The organism is Halomonas piscis, from assembly GCF_031886125.1.
In the GTDB taxonomy this organism is placed as follows: Bacteria; Pseudomonadota; Gammaproteobacteria; order Pseudomonadales; family Halomonadaceae; genus Vreelandella; species Vreelandella piscis.
In genome coordinates this window covers 2,516,007-2,533,990 of record NZ_CP119391.1, presented here as the reverse complement: position 1 = coordinate 2,533,990, position 17,984 = coordinate 2,516,007, and the positions used below count along the sequence as shown (strand labels likewise).

Genomic DNA, 17,984 nt, shown 5'->3' with positions numbered 1-17,984 from the left:
GCATGTCTGCTTTGCCGTTTGCCCACCTAGTGTCCGCCACCGAGCGCCTGCCTTCGCCGGCGCGCCTGATCGCCTTGCTGGATCCGCAGGTGCCGCTCGCGCTCAAGCGCCGGGTGGTCGAGCCGCTGCTCAACCGCACCTTTGCCGAGCCTCTGGCCGAGGGCGAGTTCGACGCCCTGGAAGGGCGGCGGGTCACTTTGGAGGTGGAAGACCTGGGCGTTCGGCTGACGCTTGCGCTCGATGACGCGCGCTTTGCTCTGAGCCGGGAAGAAGGCGAAGCCACCATTCGCGGCGGCTGGCGGGAGTTCCTGTGCCTGGCCGCCCGGCGGGAAGACCCGGACGCCATGTTCTTTCAGCGCCGGCTGATGATCGAAGGCGACACCGAGCTTGGGCTCACGGTGAAAAACCTCCTCGACGGGCTCGAGGAGGGGCTGAGCGAAGGGCGGCTGGGCGCCGTACTGCGTCAGCTGGACACGTTCGCGGCCCGGGTGTAGTCCATGCCCGGGCGGCCGTGCCAGTAGCCGTCGCAGATCTCGGCGTCTACCAGGGAAAGCGGGTCAGGGGCGGCCAGCTCGCCGCGCCGGGCACGGTCAAAGTCCGCCACTACCCTGGCCATGCCTTCCGCCCGGGGGCTCAGGCGGGCAACGCCTGCGCCTGAGGCGGCAATCGAGGCGACTTCATGGCGCAGGTCCTGGCAGGCGCCGGAGAGCGTCTGAATGCCGTTCAGCGTAAATACGTCCTGGGTTTCCTGGGAGCGCAGCGCCATGCCTTCCGGGTGCTTCTGGCAGACAAACTGACAGCGGTCCTTGGGCTTTTGGTAGCGCCGGGCGGTAAAGCAGCGCGACGACCAGGCCAGCGGCAGGTGGCCGTAGGCGAACACTTCGCATTCGGCGGCCAGGCCCTGCTCGCGGCAGTCGGCCACCAGCCGGGTGACGTCCTTTCCCGACATCTCCACCGGCGCGTTGAAGCGCCTCATTCCCGCCCGCTCCAGCACGCCGATGGCCGCGGTGTTGTACAGGTTGAGCGCCGCACCGCCGACGAACCCAAGCCCGGCCGCCGCGCAGCGCTGTACCGCGCTCTGGTCGTTGGCTTCCACGGTGAACTCGCCGTTGTCGCACAGCTTGCGCAGATCGCGCAGGTCGGCCTCGGACTCGATCAGCGTCTGGCTCGAGAGCACCACTTCCTTGCCGCTCTGGGCAAGCTCCCGGCCTATTCCCAGCCAGTCGTCGAGCTTCATATCCCGCCGGCGCGAGCATACCGACTCGCCGAGATAGACGATATCCGCCGGCCAGTCGGCGGCGTCGCGGTAAAACTGCGCGTAATGTTCCCGGGTCCAGTAGAACAAGACCGGCCCCAGCGCCAGCCGCAGCGATGAGACAGAGCTATCAGCCATGACAATCTCCCGTTTTCAAAGAGCTATTTCCAGCGGCGCTCGTAGGCGCCCAGGGTGGTGGTAGTGCCTTCGGATATTTCGCCGAGCCCGGCGATCCAGGCGGGGTCTGGATGAAAGCGTCCGGGGGCGGTGTCCAGCCGGTCGATGGCCTCGCGCCAGATACCGGCCACCTTCGATACGTAGGCCGGGCTTCTTTGCCGACCTTCGATCTTCACCGCGCTGATATTCAGCTCGGCCAGCTCGGGCAAAAGCTCCAGGGTATTCAGGCTGGTGGGCTCCTCGATGGCGTGGTAGGTCTCGCCCTCGACCTCGAAGCGCCCCTTGCACAGGGTGGGGTAGCCGGCGTTTTCGCCTTTGCCGTAGCGGTCGATGAGTACGCCGTTGAGCCGGGATTCGAGCCCCGCCTCGGTTTCCTCCCAGCGCACGTGGGCCGCCGGCGAGCATACGCCCCGGGTGTTGGGCGATTCGCCGGTGAGATACGACGACAGATAGCAGCGCCCCTCGGCCATGATGCACAGGCTGCCGAAGGCAAAGACCTCGAGCTCTACCGGCGACTGCCCGGCCAGGTCGCGCACCTGGGTCATCGACAGCACCCGGGGCAGCACCGCGCGGCGGATGCCGAACTGCTCGTGGTAGAACCTGAGCGCCTCATGGCTCGTCGCCGAGCCCTGGACGGAAAGATGGCGGGAAAGGTCGGGGTAGCGCTTGGCGGCGTAGTCGAGCAGGCCCATGTCGGCGAGAATCAGCGCGTCCACGCCGAGCTCGGCAGCGTCGTCCACCGCGCGGGTCCACATGGCAAAGCTCTCGGGCTGGGGGTAGGTGTTAATCGCGCAGAATACCCGCTTGCCCCGGGCGTGGGCGTAGTCGATGCCTTCCCGTGCGCGCTTGTCGGTAAAGTTGAGTCCGGCAAACTGGCGGGCGTTGGTGGTGTTTTGAAAACCGAAATAGACGGCGTCGGCACCTTCGTCTACGGCGCGCTTGAGCGCGGGCAGATTGCCGGCCGGGCAGACAAGCTCCATGTTAAGCCTCCCGTGATAGGTAAGGCCGTCATGGTAAGGCGAAGCCGAGAGGTCGCAGTTGACCTGGATCATGGTGCGACCCCTGGCTTGCGGCTTGCCGGTGCGATCAACCCCCGGAAAGAAGCCGGGTTCTACAAAGCCGGCGTCAGGCCGCTTTCTTGTTGGCCCGCATCCAGTTGATCAGCCCGCCGGCGAGCAGCACCTCGACCTGGCGGCTGCTCAGGCCGTGCTTCAGGGCTATCTCGCCGCTTGCGCCTCTGGCCTTGAGCGTATCGCCCTGCTTCAAGGCCTCGTGCAGGCTCTCGAAGCTCAGAGACTCGCCGGCCCTGACTCTCTCGTAGTCGTCGTCGCTGGCAAATGTCAGCGGCAGCACGCCGAAATTGATCAGGTTCTGCCAGTGAATGCGCGCGAAGCTCTTGGCAATCACGAGGCGCAGGCCCAGATAGCGCGGGGCGATGGCGGCGTGTTCCCGGCTCGACCCCTGGCCGTAGTTGGCGCCGGCAACGATGATGTGGTCGCCTTTTTCCCTGGCCTGCTCGACGTAGCTTTCGTCGACGCCGCGCAGGGAAAACTCGGCAATCCTGGGGATGTTGCTGCGATAGGGCAGCACCTCGCTGCCGGCGGGCATGATCTCGTCCGTGGAAACGTCGTCGCCGGCCTTCACCAGGATGGGCAGTTCGAAACTTTCCTCGAGGGGCTCGAACTGGGGCAGCGACTCGATGTTGGGCCCCTTGATCAGCTCGACCTTTCGGGCCTCCTCTTCCTCCAGGGGCGCAAACAGGTTCTGGGTGTTGATGATCGGCGAAGCGGGCTCTTCGATAAGGGGATAGGCGAAATCCAGATCCCGCGGATCGGTGATCTCGCCGCGCAGCGCCGAGGCGGTGGCGGTTTCCGGGCTGCACAGGAAAACGCGGTCTTCCCGGGTGCCGGAACGGCCGGGGAAGTTGCGCGGCGTGGTGCGCAGGCTGTTGGTGTCGTTGGCCGGCGCCTGGCCCATGCCGATGCAGCCGTTGCAGCCGGCCTGGTGCAGCCGTGCCCCGGCGCCCAGCAGGCTTGCCACGTGGCCGTCGCGCACCAGCGTCTCGAGAATCGAGCGCGAGGTGGGGTTGATGTCGAAGGAAATCCAGTCGTGGATTTGGCGCCCCTTGACCATGGCCGCGGCGATAGCCAGGTCTCGATAGCCCGGGTTGGCGGAGGAGCCGATATAGGCCTGGGATAGCGGCTCTCCGGCCACTTCCCGCACCGGCACCACCTTGCCCGGGCTGGAGGGCTTAGCGATCAGCGGCTCGACGCTGGAAAGTTCGATGGTCTCGTGAACGTCGTAGTCGGCGCCTTCGTCCGCCTTGAGCTCTTGCCAGTCGTCGCCGCGGCCCACCGCCGTCAGGAAACCCTTCACCGCCTCGTCGGAGGGAAAGACGCTGGTAGTGGCGCCGAGCTCTGCGCCCATGTTGGCGATCACGTGGCGGTCCATGGCGGACAGCGTCTCAAGGCCCGGGCCGTAGTATTCGATGATGCGCCCGCTGCCGCCGTCGACCCCGTGACGGCGCAGCATCTCCAGAATGACGTCCTTGGCGCTGACCCAGTCGTTGAGCTTGCCGGTCAGCTTGACTCCCCAGATTTCCGGCATCTTGAGATGGAAGGGCTCCCCGGCCATGGCCATGGCCACGTCGATGCCGCCGGCGCCGATGGCCAGCATGCCCATGGAGCCTGCTGCCGGGGTATGGCTGTCCGAGCCCAGCAGGGTCTTGCCGGGCTTGCCGAAATGCTGCTGGTGGGTGGGGTGGCTGACGCCGTTGCCGGCCCGGGAGAACCACACCCCGAGCCTGGCGGCGGAGCTCTGCAGGAAGAAATGATCGTCGGGGTTCTTGTTGTCGCCCTGGATCAGGTTGTGATCCACGTACTGGGCGGAAAGCTCGGTCTTGACCCGATCAAGGCCCATGGCCTCCAGCTCCAGCATCACCATGGTGCCGGTGGCGTCCTGGGTGAGGGTCTGGTCGATGGCGATGGCGATCGGCTCTGTGGCGTTCATTTCGCCTTCCACCAGGTGGGCCTCGATCAGCTTCTGGGCAACGTTTTTGGCCGTGCTGTTTTTAGACATGAGGGCTCCTTGCTGCGTTGTTCTGTCGAAACTCCTCGACTCAGTGTAGCCCCTTGGCGGCCGCCCCGTCTTGGCCGGTGTCCTGGTCGGATAGTTGCATGGGCCCTCGATCAGGCAGCGGTCGCGGCGCCCACGCAGGCACAGCGACCGTGCAGGATCAACGGCGGATCAGAAGATCGACTCGGCGGTGCCGGAGCCTTCGGAGCCGCTGACTCTTTCCAGCTCGCGGCTGACGCGCCGCGGCTGATAGCTGGGCAGGTGCTCCTCGTCGAAAAGCTCGCTGATGCCCCCGGACTCGTCGTCGCGCATGCGCAGCCCGGTATCCGGGTCGACCCGCATGCTGACGACGGTTTCCGGCTGCTCCGGCCAGGCTTCGGGGGTGCCCTCAAGGGCGCCGCCCATGAAGTCCTTCCAGATCGGCAGGGCCGCCTGGGAGCCGTATTCGGCGATGGTCTGGTTGCTGTCCTTGCCCACCCAGACGGCGGTGGCGATATTGCCGTTGAAGCCGGCAAACCAGGCGTCCCGGAGGGCGTTGGTGCTGCCGGTCTTGCCCACGATGTCGTCGCGCTCAAGGGTCAGCGCGGCGCGCCCGGTGCCGTGTTCGATGACGTCGCGGAGCATGTCGCGGAGAATGTAGACGGCTTCCTTGTCGGCGATGCGCTGGGCTATGCGGTAGCTATCGCCGTCGATCTCCACGGTCTCTTGCCCCTCGGCGCAGTCGCGACAGGCCGCCGTGGGGTCGGCCTTGTAGACCTCGGTGGCGCTGTCCTCCTCGCCGCGCTCGATGCGCTTGATGTACCAGGGCGACACCTTGAAGCCGCCGTTGGCGAGGATGGCGTAGGCGTTGGTCATCTCCAGGGGCGTCAGGCTGGCGCTGCCCAGCGCCAGCGACAGCCCCCGGGGCAGGTGATCGGGGTTGAAGCCGAAGCGCTCGAGGAAGTTGATGGTATAGCCAAGCCCCATACTTTGCAGGATGCGGATGGTGACCAGGTTGCGCGAGCGGGCCAGCGCCGGGCGCAGGCGCATGGGGCCGTTGAAGTCGCGGCTGGAGTTGACCGGGCGCCACAGCGAATCGCTGCCGTCGTCGATGACGATGGGGGCGTCGTTGACCACGCTCGCCGCGTTCATCTCGCCGTCGTTGAGCGCCGCCAGATAAATGAACGGCTTGAAGATCGAGCCGGACTGACGGCGGGCCTGAATGGCGCGGTTGAACTTGCTGGCGTCGAAGTCAAAGCCGCCCTGCAGCGCCAGAATGGCGCCGGTGCGCGGCTGCTGGGCAATCAGCGCGCCCTCGGCCTCGGGGCGCTGAGACAGGCGCAGGGTGTCTTCCTCCTCGTCAATGATCACGCGGATTAGGTCGCCGCGCTTGGCAATCTTTTTGGCGCTACCCCTGCCCGTCCACTGCATGCCTTCCCAGTCGAGGGTGTGGACGTTTTCCTCGTCGGTGAGCACGCGCATTTCCCGCTCGCCGCTCTCGACCACGATGGCAGGCTCGAGCAGGCCGTAGCTTGGTGTACGCTGGAGCACCTGCACCCAGTTGCTCACGTCGCCCTCGATGCCTGCCACTTCGGTCTGGCTGCGCTCGGCGGCCTCGCGGGCGGTCTGGCGGATTTCCGGCGACTCGGAGAGCTCTTCTTCAAGCCCCTCGGTGGCGGTTTTTTCCTGGGCCTCGACCAGGCTGGCGGGGATGTCGTTCTGCTCGGGCCCGCGAAAGCCGTGGCGGCGGTCGTAGGCCAGAAGCCCCTGGGCCAGCGTGCGGCGGGCCAGGGGCTGAAGCTCGCTGTCGATGGTGGTGTAAATGTGGTAGCCGCTGGTATAGGCCTTGTCGCCGAACTGCTCGATGGCATACTGGCGCGCCATTTCCGCAACGTAGGCGGCTTCCACCTCGGCCTGGGCCACGTGACGCTGGGCGGTAATCGGCGCCTGGACCGCTTCCTGGTAGACGTCCGGATCGATAAAGCCCAGCTCGCGCATGCGAAACAGAATCCAGTTGCGCCGAATCAGCGAGCGTTCGGGGTTGGACAGCGGATTGAACGCCGACGGCGCCTTGGGCAGCCCGGCAATCATTGCCGATTCGGCAAGCGTCAGCTCGTCCATGGGCCGGTCGTAGTAGGTTCGGGAGGCGGCGGCGATGCCGTAGGCGCGGTGACCCAGAAAGATCTTGTTGACGTAGAGCGAGAGGATTTCCTGCTTGTTGAGCACCTGCTCCATTTGCAGCGCCAGCAGGATCTCGCGAAATTTCCGGGTAAAGGTCTGGTCCAGCGTCAGCAGGTAGTTGCGCGCGACCTGCATGGTAATGGTGGAGCCGCCGGACTGAATGGTGCCGCCGCTGCGGGCAAGCTCGACGGCCGCGCGCACCAGCCCGCGCGGGTCAACCCCGGGGTGCTCGAAGTAGTGCTGGTCCTCGGCGGCGACCAGGGCATTGATCAGCGGCTCGGGAATGTCCTGGAAATCCACGGGGATGCGCCGCTCCTCGCCATACTCACCGATCAGCTGGCCGTCCCGGGTATAGATGCGCAGAGGCGTGTGGAGGTCAAAGTCCTCCAGCTGGCGCACGTCGGGGAGTCCGGGCGCGAAGTACAGCGCGGCAGCTATCGTGGCCAGCGCGACGGCCCCGACAAGGGAGACCAGTATGCCGATGAGTGATAGCACAAGGGTGCGGAAAAGCGTCATGGAAACAGGGTACCCGTGAAAATAAATGGGACATGCCGGGCCTTGAGGCCAGCCATGGCGAAAGGCGCATTATAAAGAGGCAGCGTAACGGCCACCAGTGGTGCCAACGGTAAGGGATCCGCGTGTGTTAGCTGCGTTAAAATCAAGTAATCTCTGTGCATTCTGGTATAGGCGGAGCCACCACCATGCGACTTTTTAACAGACACGACGGGCTGATCGGCATCGACATTACCTCGATGACGGTCAAGCTGCTGGAGCTCAAGGCGTCGGGCGGCGGCTACCAGGTGGAAAGCTACGCGGTGAGGCCGCTGCCCGACGGCGCCGTTGAGGAGCGCCGCATACAGGACGTTGAGGCCGTGGCCGAGGTGCTCGGTCGCGCGGTAAGCCGCGCCAGGCCCACCACCCGCAAGGCGGCGGTGGCCGTACCCGCAAGCTCGGCGATCACCAAGACGCTGGCATTTCCCGCCTCGCTGAGCGAGGAAGATATCGAAGAGCGTATTGTCACCGAGTCGGATCGTCATATACCGTTTCCGTTCAATGAGGTGGCCTTTGACTTTCAGTGTCTGGGCCCGTCGGCATTCAACGAGGACGAGCAGCGCGTGCTGCTGGTGGCCTGCCGCCGCCAGGAGATTGCCCAGCTGACCGATACCCTGGAGCGCGCCGGCCTGGAGCCGGTAGTGGTGGACGTTGAGTCGTTTGCCGTGGAGCGCGCCTTTGGGGTGGTGAGACGCCAGCTCAAGGACAGAAGTGCAAGCGATCCCGAGGCCTGTGTCGGACTGGTGGATGTCGGCGCCAATATTAACGCCTTTCACGTCATGCGCGGCGACAACATCATTTATACCCGCGATACCGTCTTTGGCGGGCGCAGGCTCACCGACGCCATCGGCAGCCGCTACGACATGTCCAGGGAAGAAGCCGGCTATGCCAAGAAGTACGGCGGGCTGCCCGACGACTATCAGGCCGAGGTGCTGGATCCGTTTCTGGACACGATAGTGCAACAGGTGGGGCGCTCGCTGCAATTGTATTACTCGGCGGGGCGCCACCACGAGGTGAGAGAAATCGTGCTGGCCGGCGGTACCAGCCTGATTCCCGGCCTTGCCGAGCGCATCGCCGAGGACAGCGGCATGCGGGTGACGATCGCCAACCCCTTCGAGTGCATGACGGTCAGCCGGCGTATCGACCTGGACGCGCTGACCCGCGATGCGCCGGCCATGCTCACCGCGTGCGGACTGGCCATGAGGGCCAAGGGATGAGGGCCAGACGATGAGTGTCAGGATCAATCTGCTGCCCTGGCGCGCGGCACGCCGAGAACGCCGCACGCGCCGGGTGCAGCTGTGGCTGGTGGGCATGCTAATAGCGGGGACGGCGCTGGGCTTTGGCGTGGCGCGCTACTATCAGGCGGCGCTCGACGCCCAGCAGGAGCGCAATCAGTATATTCGCCAGCAAACCGAACGGCTGGACGAGGCCATCCGTGACGTCACGCAGTACGAACGCCAGGTAGAGCAGTTTCGGGAACAGATAGCGCTCTTTGCCTCGCTGCAGGACGAGCGCCTGCAGACGATCCGGCTTTTGAATGGGGTTTCCCAAAGTGTGGCTCAGGGGGTGGTCTATCAGCGCCTGGCGCGCAGCGATGATGAGGTCAGCGTAACGGCCCGGGCGGGCAGCGACAGGCAGATTTCCGAACAGCTAAGGCGTATCGCCCAGCTGCCGGCGATGGGAGTGCCGCGGTTTTCCGAGGTGGAAAGCGAAAGCGAGACCCGGCGCCAGTTCCGTTTCCGGGTGGAGCAAAAGCGCGCCGGGGATGACACCCTGACCGCAGAGGATAGCGGGATGGCAAAGGAGGCCGGCCAATGAATGCCGGGAGCAGAGAACATCATGTTTAGCGGCGAATGGCTGGTAAACGAGTGGCGCCAGCTGAAACGGATTGACTGGCAGGGACTTGAGTTCAGCGAAGCCGGCAGCTGGCCGGTTTTGCTCAAGCTTCTCAGCTGTGCGCTGGCGCTGGCGCTGGCGTTTGCCGCTGTGGGCTGGCTGGTGGTGAAGGACCATCGCGCGGCGCTGGATGAGGCCAGGGCGGAGGAGGAGCAGCTGCTGGACGAATTTCGGGAAAAGGCCGTCAAGGCGGCGTACCTGCCCCGGGTGCGCCAAAAGCTGGCTCTGCTCGGCGAGCAGATGCAGGAAGTGCGGGAAATGCTGCCGACGACGGTGGAAATCCCCACGCTGCTCGACAGCATCAACGATGCGGCGGTGGAGCATCGTCTGCAAATCGACCATATCCGTTCGCAGCCAACGGTGGACCGAGCTTTCTACGTGGAGCACCCGTTCAGTATTCAGGTGCAGGGCGGCTACCATCAGATTGCCGGCTTTGTCGCGGAAATGGCCGCGCTGCCGCGGGTGGTCACCCAGCACGACTTTGTGCTGCAGCCGCTCGAGGGGGCTCAGGAGAGCGGCCTGCTCAGCCTTTCCATGCAGGCGCGTACCTACAGCTACCAGGCGCCCGCCGCTGAGGAGGAAGCGATCAAAGCTGACAAGGAGGCGCCCGATGCCTAGGGGGGGGGCGTTAACAATTAGGCCAGCCATATGGCGGCTGACACGAGGCAGAGGAGTGACTGGTAGTTTCTTGCCAGTCGCTCATAGCGTGTAGATAACCGCCGGAACTTCTTGATTTTCTGAAAGAACCTCTCCACCAGATTGCGATCTTGGTAACAGTGCCAGTCTACTTCAATGCGCGCCAAACGATTCTTTTTCGGAGGAATCACCGGCTCGGCACCTGCGGCCTGAATCATGTCCCGCAGAGCAGTGGAGTCATACCCCTTGTCGCCCAGCACCGCTTGCGGGGAAAAACCTTCCAGTAGAGCGGGAGCAGCACCATACTCCGACGCCTGGCCCGGTGTGAGAACCAATCGTACTGGGTTACCTAACGCATCGACTGCGGCATGAATTTTGGTGCTCAATCCGCCTCGAGATTTGCCCATGGCTTCGACGTCTTGCGTGTTTTTTTTGACGCTCCATGCTGGTGCACCCTGACGATGCTACCGTCGATCATCAGCTGCTCTAGATCGGGATCGTCGGCTACTGTGTCAAAAATACGCTGCCAAACGCCCTTTCGTGACCAACGGTTATACCGCATGTAGACGGTGTGCCAGCGCCCAAAAGATTCGGGAAGATCACGCCACGGGGCGCCGGTCCGAGCGATCCAGAGCACGGCTTCCACGAACAGGCGATTGTCCTTGGCAGTTACCCCACAGTCTGAGGCTTTGCCGGGGAGCAGGTGCTCGATTCGCTCCCACTGATCATCGCGTAACTTCAACCGACTCATGGCCCACCAAAATCTATGAATACTAGGGGGCGTTAACAATTAGGCCAGCCATATGGCGGCTGACACGAGGCAGAGGAGTGACTGGTAGTTTCTTGCCAGTCGCTCATAGCGTGTAGATAACCGCCGGAACTTCTTGATTTTCTGAAAGAACCTCTCCACCAGATTGCGATCTTGGTAACAGTGCCAGTCTACTTCAATGCGCGCCAAACGATTCTTTTTCGGAGGAATCACCGGCTCGGCACCTGCGGCCTGAATCATGTCCCGCAGAGCAGTGGAGTCATACCCCTTGTCGCCCAGCACCGCTTGCGGGGAAAAACCTTCCAGTAGAGCGGGAGCAGCACCATACTCCGACGCCTGGCCCGGTGTGAGAACCAATCGTACTGGGTTACCTAACGCATCGACTGCGGCATGAATTTTGGTGCTCAATCCGCCTCGAGATTTGCCCATGGCTTCGACGTCTTGCGTGTTTTTTTTGACGCTCCATGCTGGTGCACCCTGACGATGCTACCGTCGATCATCAGCTGCTCTAGATCGGGATCGTCGGCTACTGTGTCAAAAATACGCTGCCAAACGCCCTTTCGTGACCAACGGTTATACCGCATGTAGACGGTGTGCCAGCGCCCAAAAGATTCGGGAAGATCACGCCACGGGGCGCCGGTCCGAGCGATCCAGAGCACGGCTTCCACGAACAGGCGATTGTCCTTGGCAGTTACCCCACAGTCTGAGGCTTTGCCGGGGAGCAGGTGCTCGATTCGCTCCCACTGATCATCGCGTAACTTCAACCGACTCATGGCCCACCAAAATCTATGAATACTAAATCAGTTTAAACGAAACTAATGATTGTTAACACACCCTAAATCAGCTTAAACGAAACTAATGATTGTTAACACACCCTAGGGGGCGTTAACAATTAGGCCAGCCATATGGCGGCTGACACGAGGCAGAGGAGTGACTGGTAGTTTCTTGCCAGTCGCTCATAGCGTGTAGATAACCGCCGGAACTTCTTGATTTTCTGAAAGAACCTCTCCACCAGATTGCGATCTTGGTAACAGTGCCAGTCTACTTCAATGCGCGCCAAACGATTCTTTTTCGGAGGAATCACCGGCTCGGCACCTGCGGCCTGAATCATGTCCCGCAGAGCAGTGGAGTCATACCCCTTGTCGCCCAGCACTGCTTGCGGGGAAAAACCTTCCAGTAGAGCGGGAGCAGCACCATACTCCGACGCCTGGCCCGGTGTGAGAACCAATCGTACTGGGTTACCTAACGCATCGACTGCGGCATGAATTTTGGTGCTCAATCCGCCTCGAGATTTGCCCATGGCTTCGACGTCTTGCGTGTTTTTTTTGACGCTCCATGCTGGTGCACCCTGACGATGCTACCGTCGATCATCAGCTGCTCTAGATCGGGATCGTCGGCTACTGTGTCAAAAATACGCTGCCAAACGCCCTTTCGTGACCAACGGTTATACCGCATGTAGACGGTGTGCCAGCGCCCAAAAGATTCGGGAAGATCACGCCACGGGGCGCCGGTCCGAGCGATCCAGAGCACGGCTTCCACGAACAGGCGATTGTCCTTGGCAGTTACCCCACAGTCTGAGGCTTTGCCGGGGAGCAGGTGCTCGATTCGCTCCCACTGATCATCGCGTAACTTCAACCGACTCATGGCCCACCAAAATCTATGAATACTAAATCAGTTTAAACGAAACTAATGATTGTTAACACACCCTAGGGCCGCTACCTTGCTGCTGGCGCTGCTGCTGGCCGGCTGTGTCGACCCGAAGTTTGGGGAATTGCAGGACACGCTGGATGAGAAGCAGCGCTTGACCGAAGAGCCGGCGGAAGTCGAGGTGCCGGAAATGCCGGCGTACACTCCGGTGGCGTATGCCTACCCCAAACGGCGAAGCCCCTTTTTGCCGCCTGACGAGCTGGGGCAGGAGGCGCTTGCGGAAACGTTCGACAGCGAGCTGGCTCCGGACCAGTCGCGCAGCGCCGAACCGCTGGAAAGCTATCCGCTGCCCGAGCTAGAGCTGGTCGGCACCCTGCGTATGGGCAAGCGCCGAAGCGCGCTGATCAAAACGCCCCAGGGCGAGGTGACATCGGTCCGCGAGGGCAGCTACATGGGCGTCAACTTCGGCCGGGTCAAGCAGATCGAGCCGCAGCGGCTGACGGTGGTCGAGCGAATCTTTAAGCCCCGGGAAGGGTGGCAGGAGCGCAGCGTGTCGATAGAGCTTGCCGTCGACGAGGCCGGGCAATGATAAACAAGCACAATGATGCATACCAACGGTGGGTGAGAGGTTCATGATCAAAAGACTGCGGCAGGCAGGGCTGGTGTTGCTGGCGTCAGGGGGGCTGTGGCTGCCGCTGGTCGCCAGCGCCCAGTCGGCCGATGTGCGAGGCGAGGGCGCTCGGGTAGAAGACATCGACTTTCGCCGCGGCGGCGGCGATACCGGCCGGCTGGCGATCACGTTCGACCGCGGCGGCGTGCGCCCGCAGGTGAGTAAAAGCGGCGATAACCGCGTGACCGTGAACCTTGGCGACAGCACACTGCCCCGCTCGCTCGACCAGGTGTACGACGTGACCGACTTCGGCACCCCGGTCAGGCGTATCGTGCCCGAGGTCAACCCCGGCAGTACCCGGCTGCAGCTGCTCACCGACGGCCCCTACGCCATGATGACGTCGCAGGAAGGCCGCGTGGTCACCGTGGAGGTCGAGCCTGCCCGGCAAACCACGGAAAGCGCCCCGTCGGCGCCCGAGCCCGGCGCGGAAAAAAGCTATGACGGCCAGCGCCTGAGCCTCAACTTCCAGGACATCGAAGTCCGCGCGGTGCTGTCAACGCTTGCCGAGTTTACCGGCCTGAACATCGTGGCAAGCGACAGCGTCGACGGCCGGGTGACGCTCAACCTGAACAACGTGCCCTGGGACCAGGCGCTGGACCTGATACTGCAGAGCAAGCAGCTCGCCAGCCGCAAGCGGGGCAACGTGATTGTGGTGGCGCCGGCCGAAGAGCTCGCCGCCATGGAGCGCCAGCGGCTGGAGGCGCGCAGCCAGCAGGAAGAGCTGGCGCCGCTGGTGACCAAGTTCATCAAGGTCAAATACGCCCGGGCCACGGACCTGGCGGCGCTTTTGAAAAGCGATAGTGATCTCGGCAGCGCCAGCGGTGGCGAGAGCCGCAACAGCGGCTTCGGCCTGATGACCGACCGCGGCCGCGTGGCCGTCGACCAGCGCACGAACACGCTGCTGATTCAGGACACCGCCGAACAGGTCGGCGTCATCGTCGACACGCTCGACCAGCTGGACGTGGCCGTACGTCAGGTGCAGATCGAGGCGCGCATTGTGATCGCCCGGGATTCCGCCTCCCGGGAGCTGGGGATTAGCTGGGGGCTGTCTTCGGGGGGCGGGGGGAACCTTGACCTCGGCGGCGCCTCGGACGGTACGGCGAGCAACGGCGGTCTGTCGGTGGACCTGGACGCGTCCGGTGGCGGCGGGCAGACCAGCTTCGGCTTCGGCTACCTCTCTGGCGACGTGCTGCTGGACCTGGAGCTCAGGGCGCTGGAAAGCGAGGGCAAGAGCCAGACCATCTCCCAGCCGCGGATCATCACCGCCAACCAGCGCAAGGCGACCATCAGCCAGGGCGAGGAGCGCCCCTACCAGAGCGTGGATACCGAGGGCAATCCGGATACCGAGTTCAAGGAGGCGCTGCTGTCCCTGGAGGTGACCCCGCAGATCACCCCGGACGATCGCATCATCATGGAGCTTAGAGTGACCAAGGACAGCTTCCGCGAATCCGAATTCGGCGGCGAGCCGCCGATCGATACCAACACCATTGAAACCCAGGTGCTGGTGGACAACGGCCAGACCGTGGTGCTTGGCGGTATTCTGACCACCGAGGAGCTGCGCCAGGTGGCCAAAACGCCGCTGCTCGGCGATCTGCCGGTGATCGGCAACCTGTTTCGTTCTACCGAAGAAAGCAACGACAAGGTAGAATTGCTGGTATTCATTACTCCCCGACTCCTGGATGAGGGGCAGGCGATTCGCTGATGCAGGACTTACCCAACCTTTTTTTGATCGGCCCCATGGGGGCCGGGAAAAGCACCATCGGCCGCCTGCTGGCGGCCGAACTGGCCCGCGAGTTCCTCGATAGCGATCACGTCATCGAGGCGCGCTGCGGCGCGGACATCCCGTGGATTTTCGACGTCGAAGGCGAAGACGGCTTTCGCCAGCGGGAAGTCAACATGCTCGACGAGCTGACCCGGCGCGAGGAGGTGGTGCTTGCCACCGGCGGCGGCGCGGTGCTGCGCGAGGAAAACCGCCGCGCCCTGCGCGAACGCGGCACGGTGGTGTATTTGTATACCACCGTCGAGCAGCAGCTCAGGCGCACCGCTCGGGACCGCAGCCGCCCGCTTTTGCAGTGCGCCAACCGCGAGCAGGTGCTCAACGACATGTATGTTCGGCGCGACCCTCTGTACCGCGCCACGGCGGATATCACCGTGCGCACCGACCGGCGCGGTCCCCGGGCCATGGTCAACGAGATCCTGCGCCAGGTCCGCCGGCTGGCCGACCCGCTGCCGGACAGCCGCACCCGAACGGTGCGCTGAGCCCGGTGCGGGCCGCTTTTCTTCCCGAGCACAAGGTAATGCCATGAAGCCCAATGACGGCGTGCTGCGCACGCTAAGCGTTGCCCTGGAGGAACGCAGCTATCCCATTCATATCGGCGCCGGCCTGATCGGCAGCGCTGAGGCCGTCGCGCCGTACCTGGCCGGTCGCCAGGTGATGATCGTCACCAACGAGACCGTCGCGCCGCTGTATCTGGAGGCGCTGCGCGAGGCTCTGCCCGACGGGCTCGACGTGCGCGCGGTGGTGCTGCCCGACGGCGAAGGCTACAAGTCGGTGGACTACGTCGAGCGCATCTGGGATGCGCTGCTGGAAGCAGGGTTCAACCGCCGCTGCACCCTGATTGCGCTGGGCGGCGGCGTCATCGGCGACATGACCGGCTTTGCCGCGGCGAGCTACCAGCGGGGCGTGGCCTTTATCCAGGTGCCCACCACGCTGCTCGCCCAGGTGGACTCCTCGGTGGGCGGCAAGACCGGGGTCAACCATGCGCTTGGCAAGAACATGATCGGCGCCTTCTGGCAGCCCCGGGCCGTGGTGGTGGACATCGATACGCTCAAGACGCTGCCGGCCCGGGAGCTGTCCGCCGGGCTTGCCGAGGTGGTCAAGTACGGCCTGATCCGCGACGCGGCGTTTCTCGGCTGGCTTGAAGCCAACATGGCCGCGCTGCGCGCCTGCGACCCCGAAACGCTGGCCTGGGCCATTGCCCGCAGCTGCGAGATCAAGGCCGAAGTGGTGGCCGAGGACGAAACCGAGCAGGGCGTGCGCGCGCTGCTCAACCTCGGCCACACCTTCGGCCACGCCATCGAGGCCGAGCAGGGCTACGGCGCCTGGCTGCACGGCGAGGCGGTAGGCGCGGGCATGGCCATGGCGGCGACGCTGTCCCACCGGCTGGGCTGGATCGACGCCGCGACGCTTGCGCGCTGCCGGGCGGTGATTGAGGCTGCCGGGCTGCCCGTCAGCGCGCCCGCGGGCATGGGTCGCGAAGCGTTTCTGGCCCACATGCGAAGGGACAAGAAAAACCTCGACGACGAGCTGCGGCTGATCCTGCTGCGCGCGCCAGGGGACGCCTGCATCAGCTCGGAAACGCCGGCGGAGACGCTCAACGCGCTGTTGGACGACTACCCGCGGGGATAAAAAAGGCATGTGCGCTTCTTGCCATATGGCTTGAGCCAACTGCCTGGTAGGAGCGCAGTTTATTGCGCGCTTCTTGCCATATGGCTTGAGCCAACTGCCTGGTAGGAGCGCAATTTATTGTGCGCTTCTTGCCATATGGCTTGAGCCAACTGCCTGGTAGACATCATGGATTGACCTGCCCCACCTCAACGTCGTGGGTTATGTTGAGGTAGGGCAACAACACAGAGCCACTATTGAGGGAGGCAGGTCATGAAACAGTCTAACGCAACTCAGCCAGCTATTGTCGAGCGCACTGTTGCCCAGCGGGTTAGTGCTGCCAGCAACGTCCACGCCGCTTATATTGGCCTGGACGTGCACAAGGCGAGTATCTCCGTGGCAATCGCCGAGGCCGGACGCCAAGCTCCCGAGTTCCGCGGCGAAATTCCGAACGAGCCTCAGGCCATCGATAAGCTGGTTCGTCAGCTGAGTCAGCGTTTCGATGGGCAGCCGTTGTTATTCAGCTACGAGGCTGGCCCCTGTGGCTACGGGGTCTATCACCAGATTCAGGCCAGCGGCCATGATTGCGAGGTCGTTGCCCCGACGCTGATTCCTCAGCGCGCAGGGGATCGCATCAAGACCGACCGTCGCGATGCCAAGATGCTGGCTCGCCTGTCGCGCTCAGGAGAGCTGACACCGGTCTGGGTGCCAACGCCGGAACAGGAGGCGATTCGCGATCTGACGCGTGCCCGGGAAGACATGAAAGCCGCTGAGCTCCGCGCCCGACAGCGACTCAACGCCTTCTTGTTGCGGCACAGCAAGATCTACCCCGGCAAGAGCAAGTGGATACCGGCACACTTCCGCTGGCTGGAGACGGTGCGCTTCGACACCCCGGTTCAGCAGGTTGTGTTGCAGGAGTACGTCGACAACGTGAAAGATGCCCAGCGCCGTGTGGCGGGTCTCGAAAAACAGATGAGAGCGGTGTTACCAAACTGGTCACTGGCTCCGGTGGTCGAGGCCGTTCAGGCGATGTGGGGCGTGAGCCTGATCACGGCGATGACGGTGCTGGCCGAGCTGGGTGACATCAGTCGCTTCGACTCGCCCCGCCAGCTGATGGCCTACCTGGGCCTGGTGCCCAGCGAGCACTCGAGCGGGGGCAGTCGGCGCCAGGGCGGCATCACCAAGACCGGCAATGGCCATGTGCGACGAGTGCTGGTGGAGGCGGCCTGGAGCTACCGGTTCCCGGCCCGCAAGACGCGCATTATTGAGCAGCGCGCCGAGAAGACCTCGCCAACGGTGCAGGCGATCGCCTGGGAGGCGCAGAAGCGACTGTGCGGGCGCTACCGCCGCCTGGCTGCCACGGGCAAGGCCAAGCAGCAAGTCACCACGGCGGTGGCGCGAGAAATGGCCGGCTTCCTGTGGGCGATTGCCTGCGAAGCGATGGGCAAACCGCACGGCAGCCGGGCCACCGCATGATGATCGCGCCTCAGTGCCTACGATTCAGGGAGCGTCGGGCCGGTGGGAGAACCCCTGACGCTCCTATGAGGCCCCCGCCCTGCGGGGCGGGGTGACCCTCGCTCGTAGACCAGGGTAGCTCCGCGACGAAGTGATGACAGGTCGGTAACCAACCCACGAATACCAGAGAGATCCACCGTCGCTGATAGCCCCTCGCTTCCTGATCCGTGGGCATTGAGGACAATCACACGTAGCAGAGTCAACCGACCCCTTGACGGGTCAATCCATACCAGGAGCGCAATTTATT

16 protein-coding genes are annotated in these 17,984 nt (G+C 63.8%); 9 read left to right on the top strand and 7 right to left on the bottom strand.

The window, feature by feature from the left end:
• The first annotated feature begins 2 nt into the window (after positions 1-2).
• The gene (ubiT, locus tag P1P91_RS11865) at positions 3-494 is read left to right on the top strand and encodes a ubiquinone anaerobic biosynthesis accessory factor UbiT (RefSeq protein ID WP_311882865.1); all 492 of its coding nucleotides are present in this window, start codon (positions 3-5) and stop codon (positions 492-494) included.
• Here the strand turns inward: ubiT and P1P91_RS11860 are convergent.
• The 4 genes from P1P91_RS11860 to P1P91_RS11845 all read right to left on the bottom strand — a co-directional run bounded on the left by P1P91_RS11860 (position 464) and on the right by P1P91_RS11845 (position 7,183).
• Positions 464-1,393 carry a U32 family peptidase gene (locus P1P91_RS11860; RefSeq protein WP_311882864.1) on the bottom strand — a complete coding sequence of 310 codons (930 nt, stop codon included), beginning with the start codon at positions 1,391-1,393 and terminating at the stop codon, positions 464-466. The two genes, ubiT and P1P91_RS11860, sit on opposite strands and share 31 nt — an antisense overlap.
• 23 nt (positions 1,394-1,416) lie before the next feature.
• Complete coding sequence (gene ubiU, locus P1P91_RS11855) at positions 1,417-2,412, bottom strand: ubiquinone anaerobic biosynthesis protein UbiU (protein ID WP_311882862.1); 996 nt, start codon at positions 2,410-2,412, stop codon at positions 1,417-1,419.
• Between the two features lie 145 nt (positions 2,413-2,557).
• The gene (locus P1P91_RS11850) at positions 2,558-4,510 is read right to left on the bottom strand and encodes an aconitate hydratase (protein ID WP_311882860.1); all 1,953 of its coding nucleotides are present in this window, start codon (positions 4,508-4,510) and stop codon (positions 2,558-2,560) included.
• A 168-nt stretch (positions 4,511-4,678) separates the two neighbouring features.
• Positions 4,679-7,183 (bottom strand): penicillin-binding protein 1A, encoded by a 2,505-nt coding sequence (locus P1P91_RS11845; RefSeq protein WP_311882858.1) that lies wholly within the window; start codon positions 7,181-7,183, stop codon positions 4,679-4,681.
• Positions 7,184-7,368: 185 nt separating this feature from the next.
• On the opposite strand from P1P91_RS11845, the gene pilM reads away from it, so the two are divergent.
• Genes pilM through P1P91_RS11830 form a run of 3 tightly spaced genes read left to right on the top strand, consistent with a single transcriptional unit; the run spans position 7,369 to position 9,733 of the window.
• Positions 7,369-8,436: a type IV pilus assembly protein PilM gene (pilM, locus tag P1P91_RS11840; RefSeq protein ID WP_311882857.1), complete on the top strand. Its 1,068-nt coding sequence runs from the start codon at positions 7,369-7,371 to the stop codon at positions 8,434-8,436.
• 10 nt (positions 8,437-8,446) lie between these two features.
• On the top strand, positions 8,447-9,037 hold the full coding sequence (locus tag P1P91_RS11835; RefSeq protein WP_311882855.1) for a PilN domain-containing protein: 591 nt from the start codon (positions 8,447-8,449) through the stop codon (positions 9,035-9,037).
• A complete protein-coding gene (locus tag P1P91_RS11830) occupies positions 9,038-9,733 on the top strand; it encodes a type IV pilus inner membrane component PilO (RefSeq protein ID WP_311882854.1) in 696 nt (231 codons plus the stop codon). It begins immediately after the preceding gene.
• 17 nt (positions 9,734-9,750) lie between these two features.
• On the opposite strand, the gene P1P91_RS11825 is transcribed toward P1P91_RS11830, so the two are convergent.
• From P1P91_RS11825 to P1P91_RS11815, 3 genes are all read right to left on the bottom strand, one after another.
• Positions 9,751-10,502, bottom strand: a protein-coding gene (locus P1P91_RS11825; protein WP_407650536.1) for an IS5 family transposase whose coding sequence is annotated in 2 segments (ribosomal slippage) — positions 9,751-10,187 and positions 10,187-10,502 — 753 coding nt in all. Because the reading frame shifts where the segments join, the coding sequence is not laid out codon by codon here.
• A gap of 39 nt (positions 10,503-10,541) precedes the next feature.
• A protein-coding gene (locus P1P91_RS11820) for an IS5 family transposase (RefSeq protein WP_407650536.1) occupies positions 10,542-11,293 on the bottom strand; the annotation gives its coding sequence in 2 pieces (ribosomal slippage) (positions 10,542-10,978 and positions 10,978-11,293; 753 coding nt in all).
• A 119-nt stretch (positions 11,294-11,412) separates the two neighbouring features.
• Positions 11,413-12,164 (bottom strand): IS5 family transposase gene (locus P1P91_RS11815; protein WP_407650536.1). Its coding sequence is split into 2 segments (ribosomal slippage): positions 11,413-11,849 and positions 11,849-12,164, totalling 753 coding nucleotides; the frame shifts between segments, so codons are not numbered across the junction.
• A gap of 49 nt (positions 12,165-12,213) precedes the next feature.
• Between P1P91_RS11815 and P1P91_RS11810 the strand changes: the two genes are divergently transcribed.
• From P1P91_RS11810 to P1P91_RS11790, 5 genes are all read left to right on the top strand, one after another.
• The gene (locus P1P91_RS11810) at positions 12,214-12,756 is read left to right on the top strand and encodes a pilus assembly protein PilP (protein WP_311882852.1); all 543 of its coding nucleotides are present in this window, start codon (positions 12,214-12,216) and stop codon (positions 12,754-12,756) included.
• Positions 12,757-12,799: 43 nt separating this feature from the next.
• On the top strand, positions 12,800-14,539 hold the full coding sequence (locus P1P91_RS11805) for a type IV pilus secretin PilQ (protein ID WP_311882851.1): 1,740 nt from the start codon (positions 12,800-12,802) through the stop codon (positions 14,537-14,539).
• On the top strand, positions 14,539-15,096 hold the full coding sequence (aroK, locus tag P1P91_RS11800; protein WP_311882849.1) for a shikimate kinase AroK: 558 nt from the start codon (positions 14,539-14,541) through the stop codon (positions 15,094-15,096). Before P1P91_RS11805 ends, aroK begins: the two co-directional genes overlap by 1 nt.
• Before the next feature lie 43 nt (positions 15,097-15,139).
• Positions 15,140-16,246 carry a 3-dehydroquinate synthase gene (gene aroB, locus P1P91_RS11795; RefSeq protein WP_311882847.1) on the top strand — a complete coding sequence of 369 codons (1,107 nt, stop codon included), beginning with the start codon at positions 15,140-15,142 and terminating at the stop codon, positions 16,244-16,246.
• A gap of 249 nt (positions 16,247-16,495) precedes the next feature.
• Positions 16,496-17,698, top strand: a complete 1,203-nt coding sequence (locus P1P91_RS11790; protein WP_311882770.1) for an IS110 family RNA-guided transposase — start codon at positions 16,496-16,498, stop codon at positions 17,696-17,698.
• The last annotated feature ends 286 nt before the right edge of the window (positions 17,699-17,984 follow it).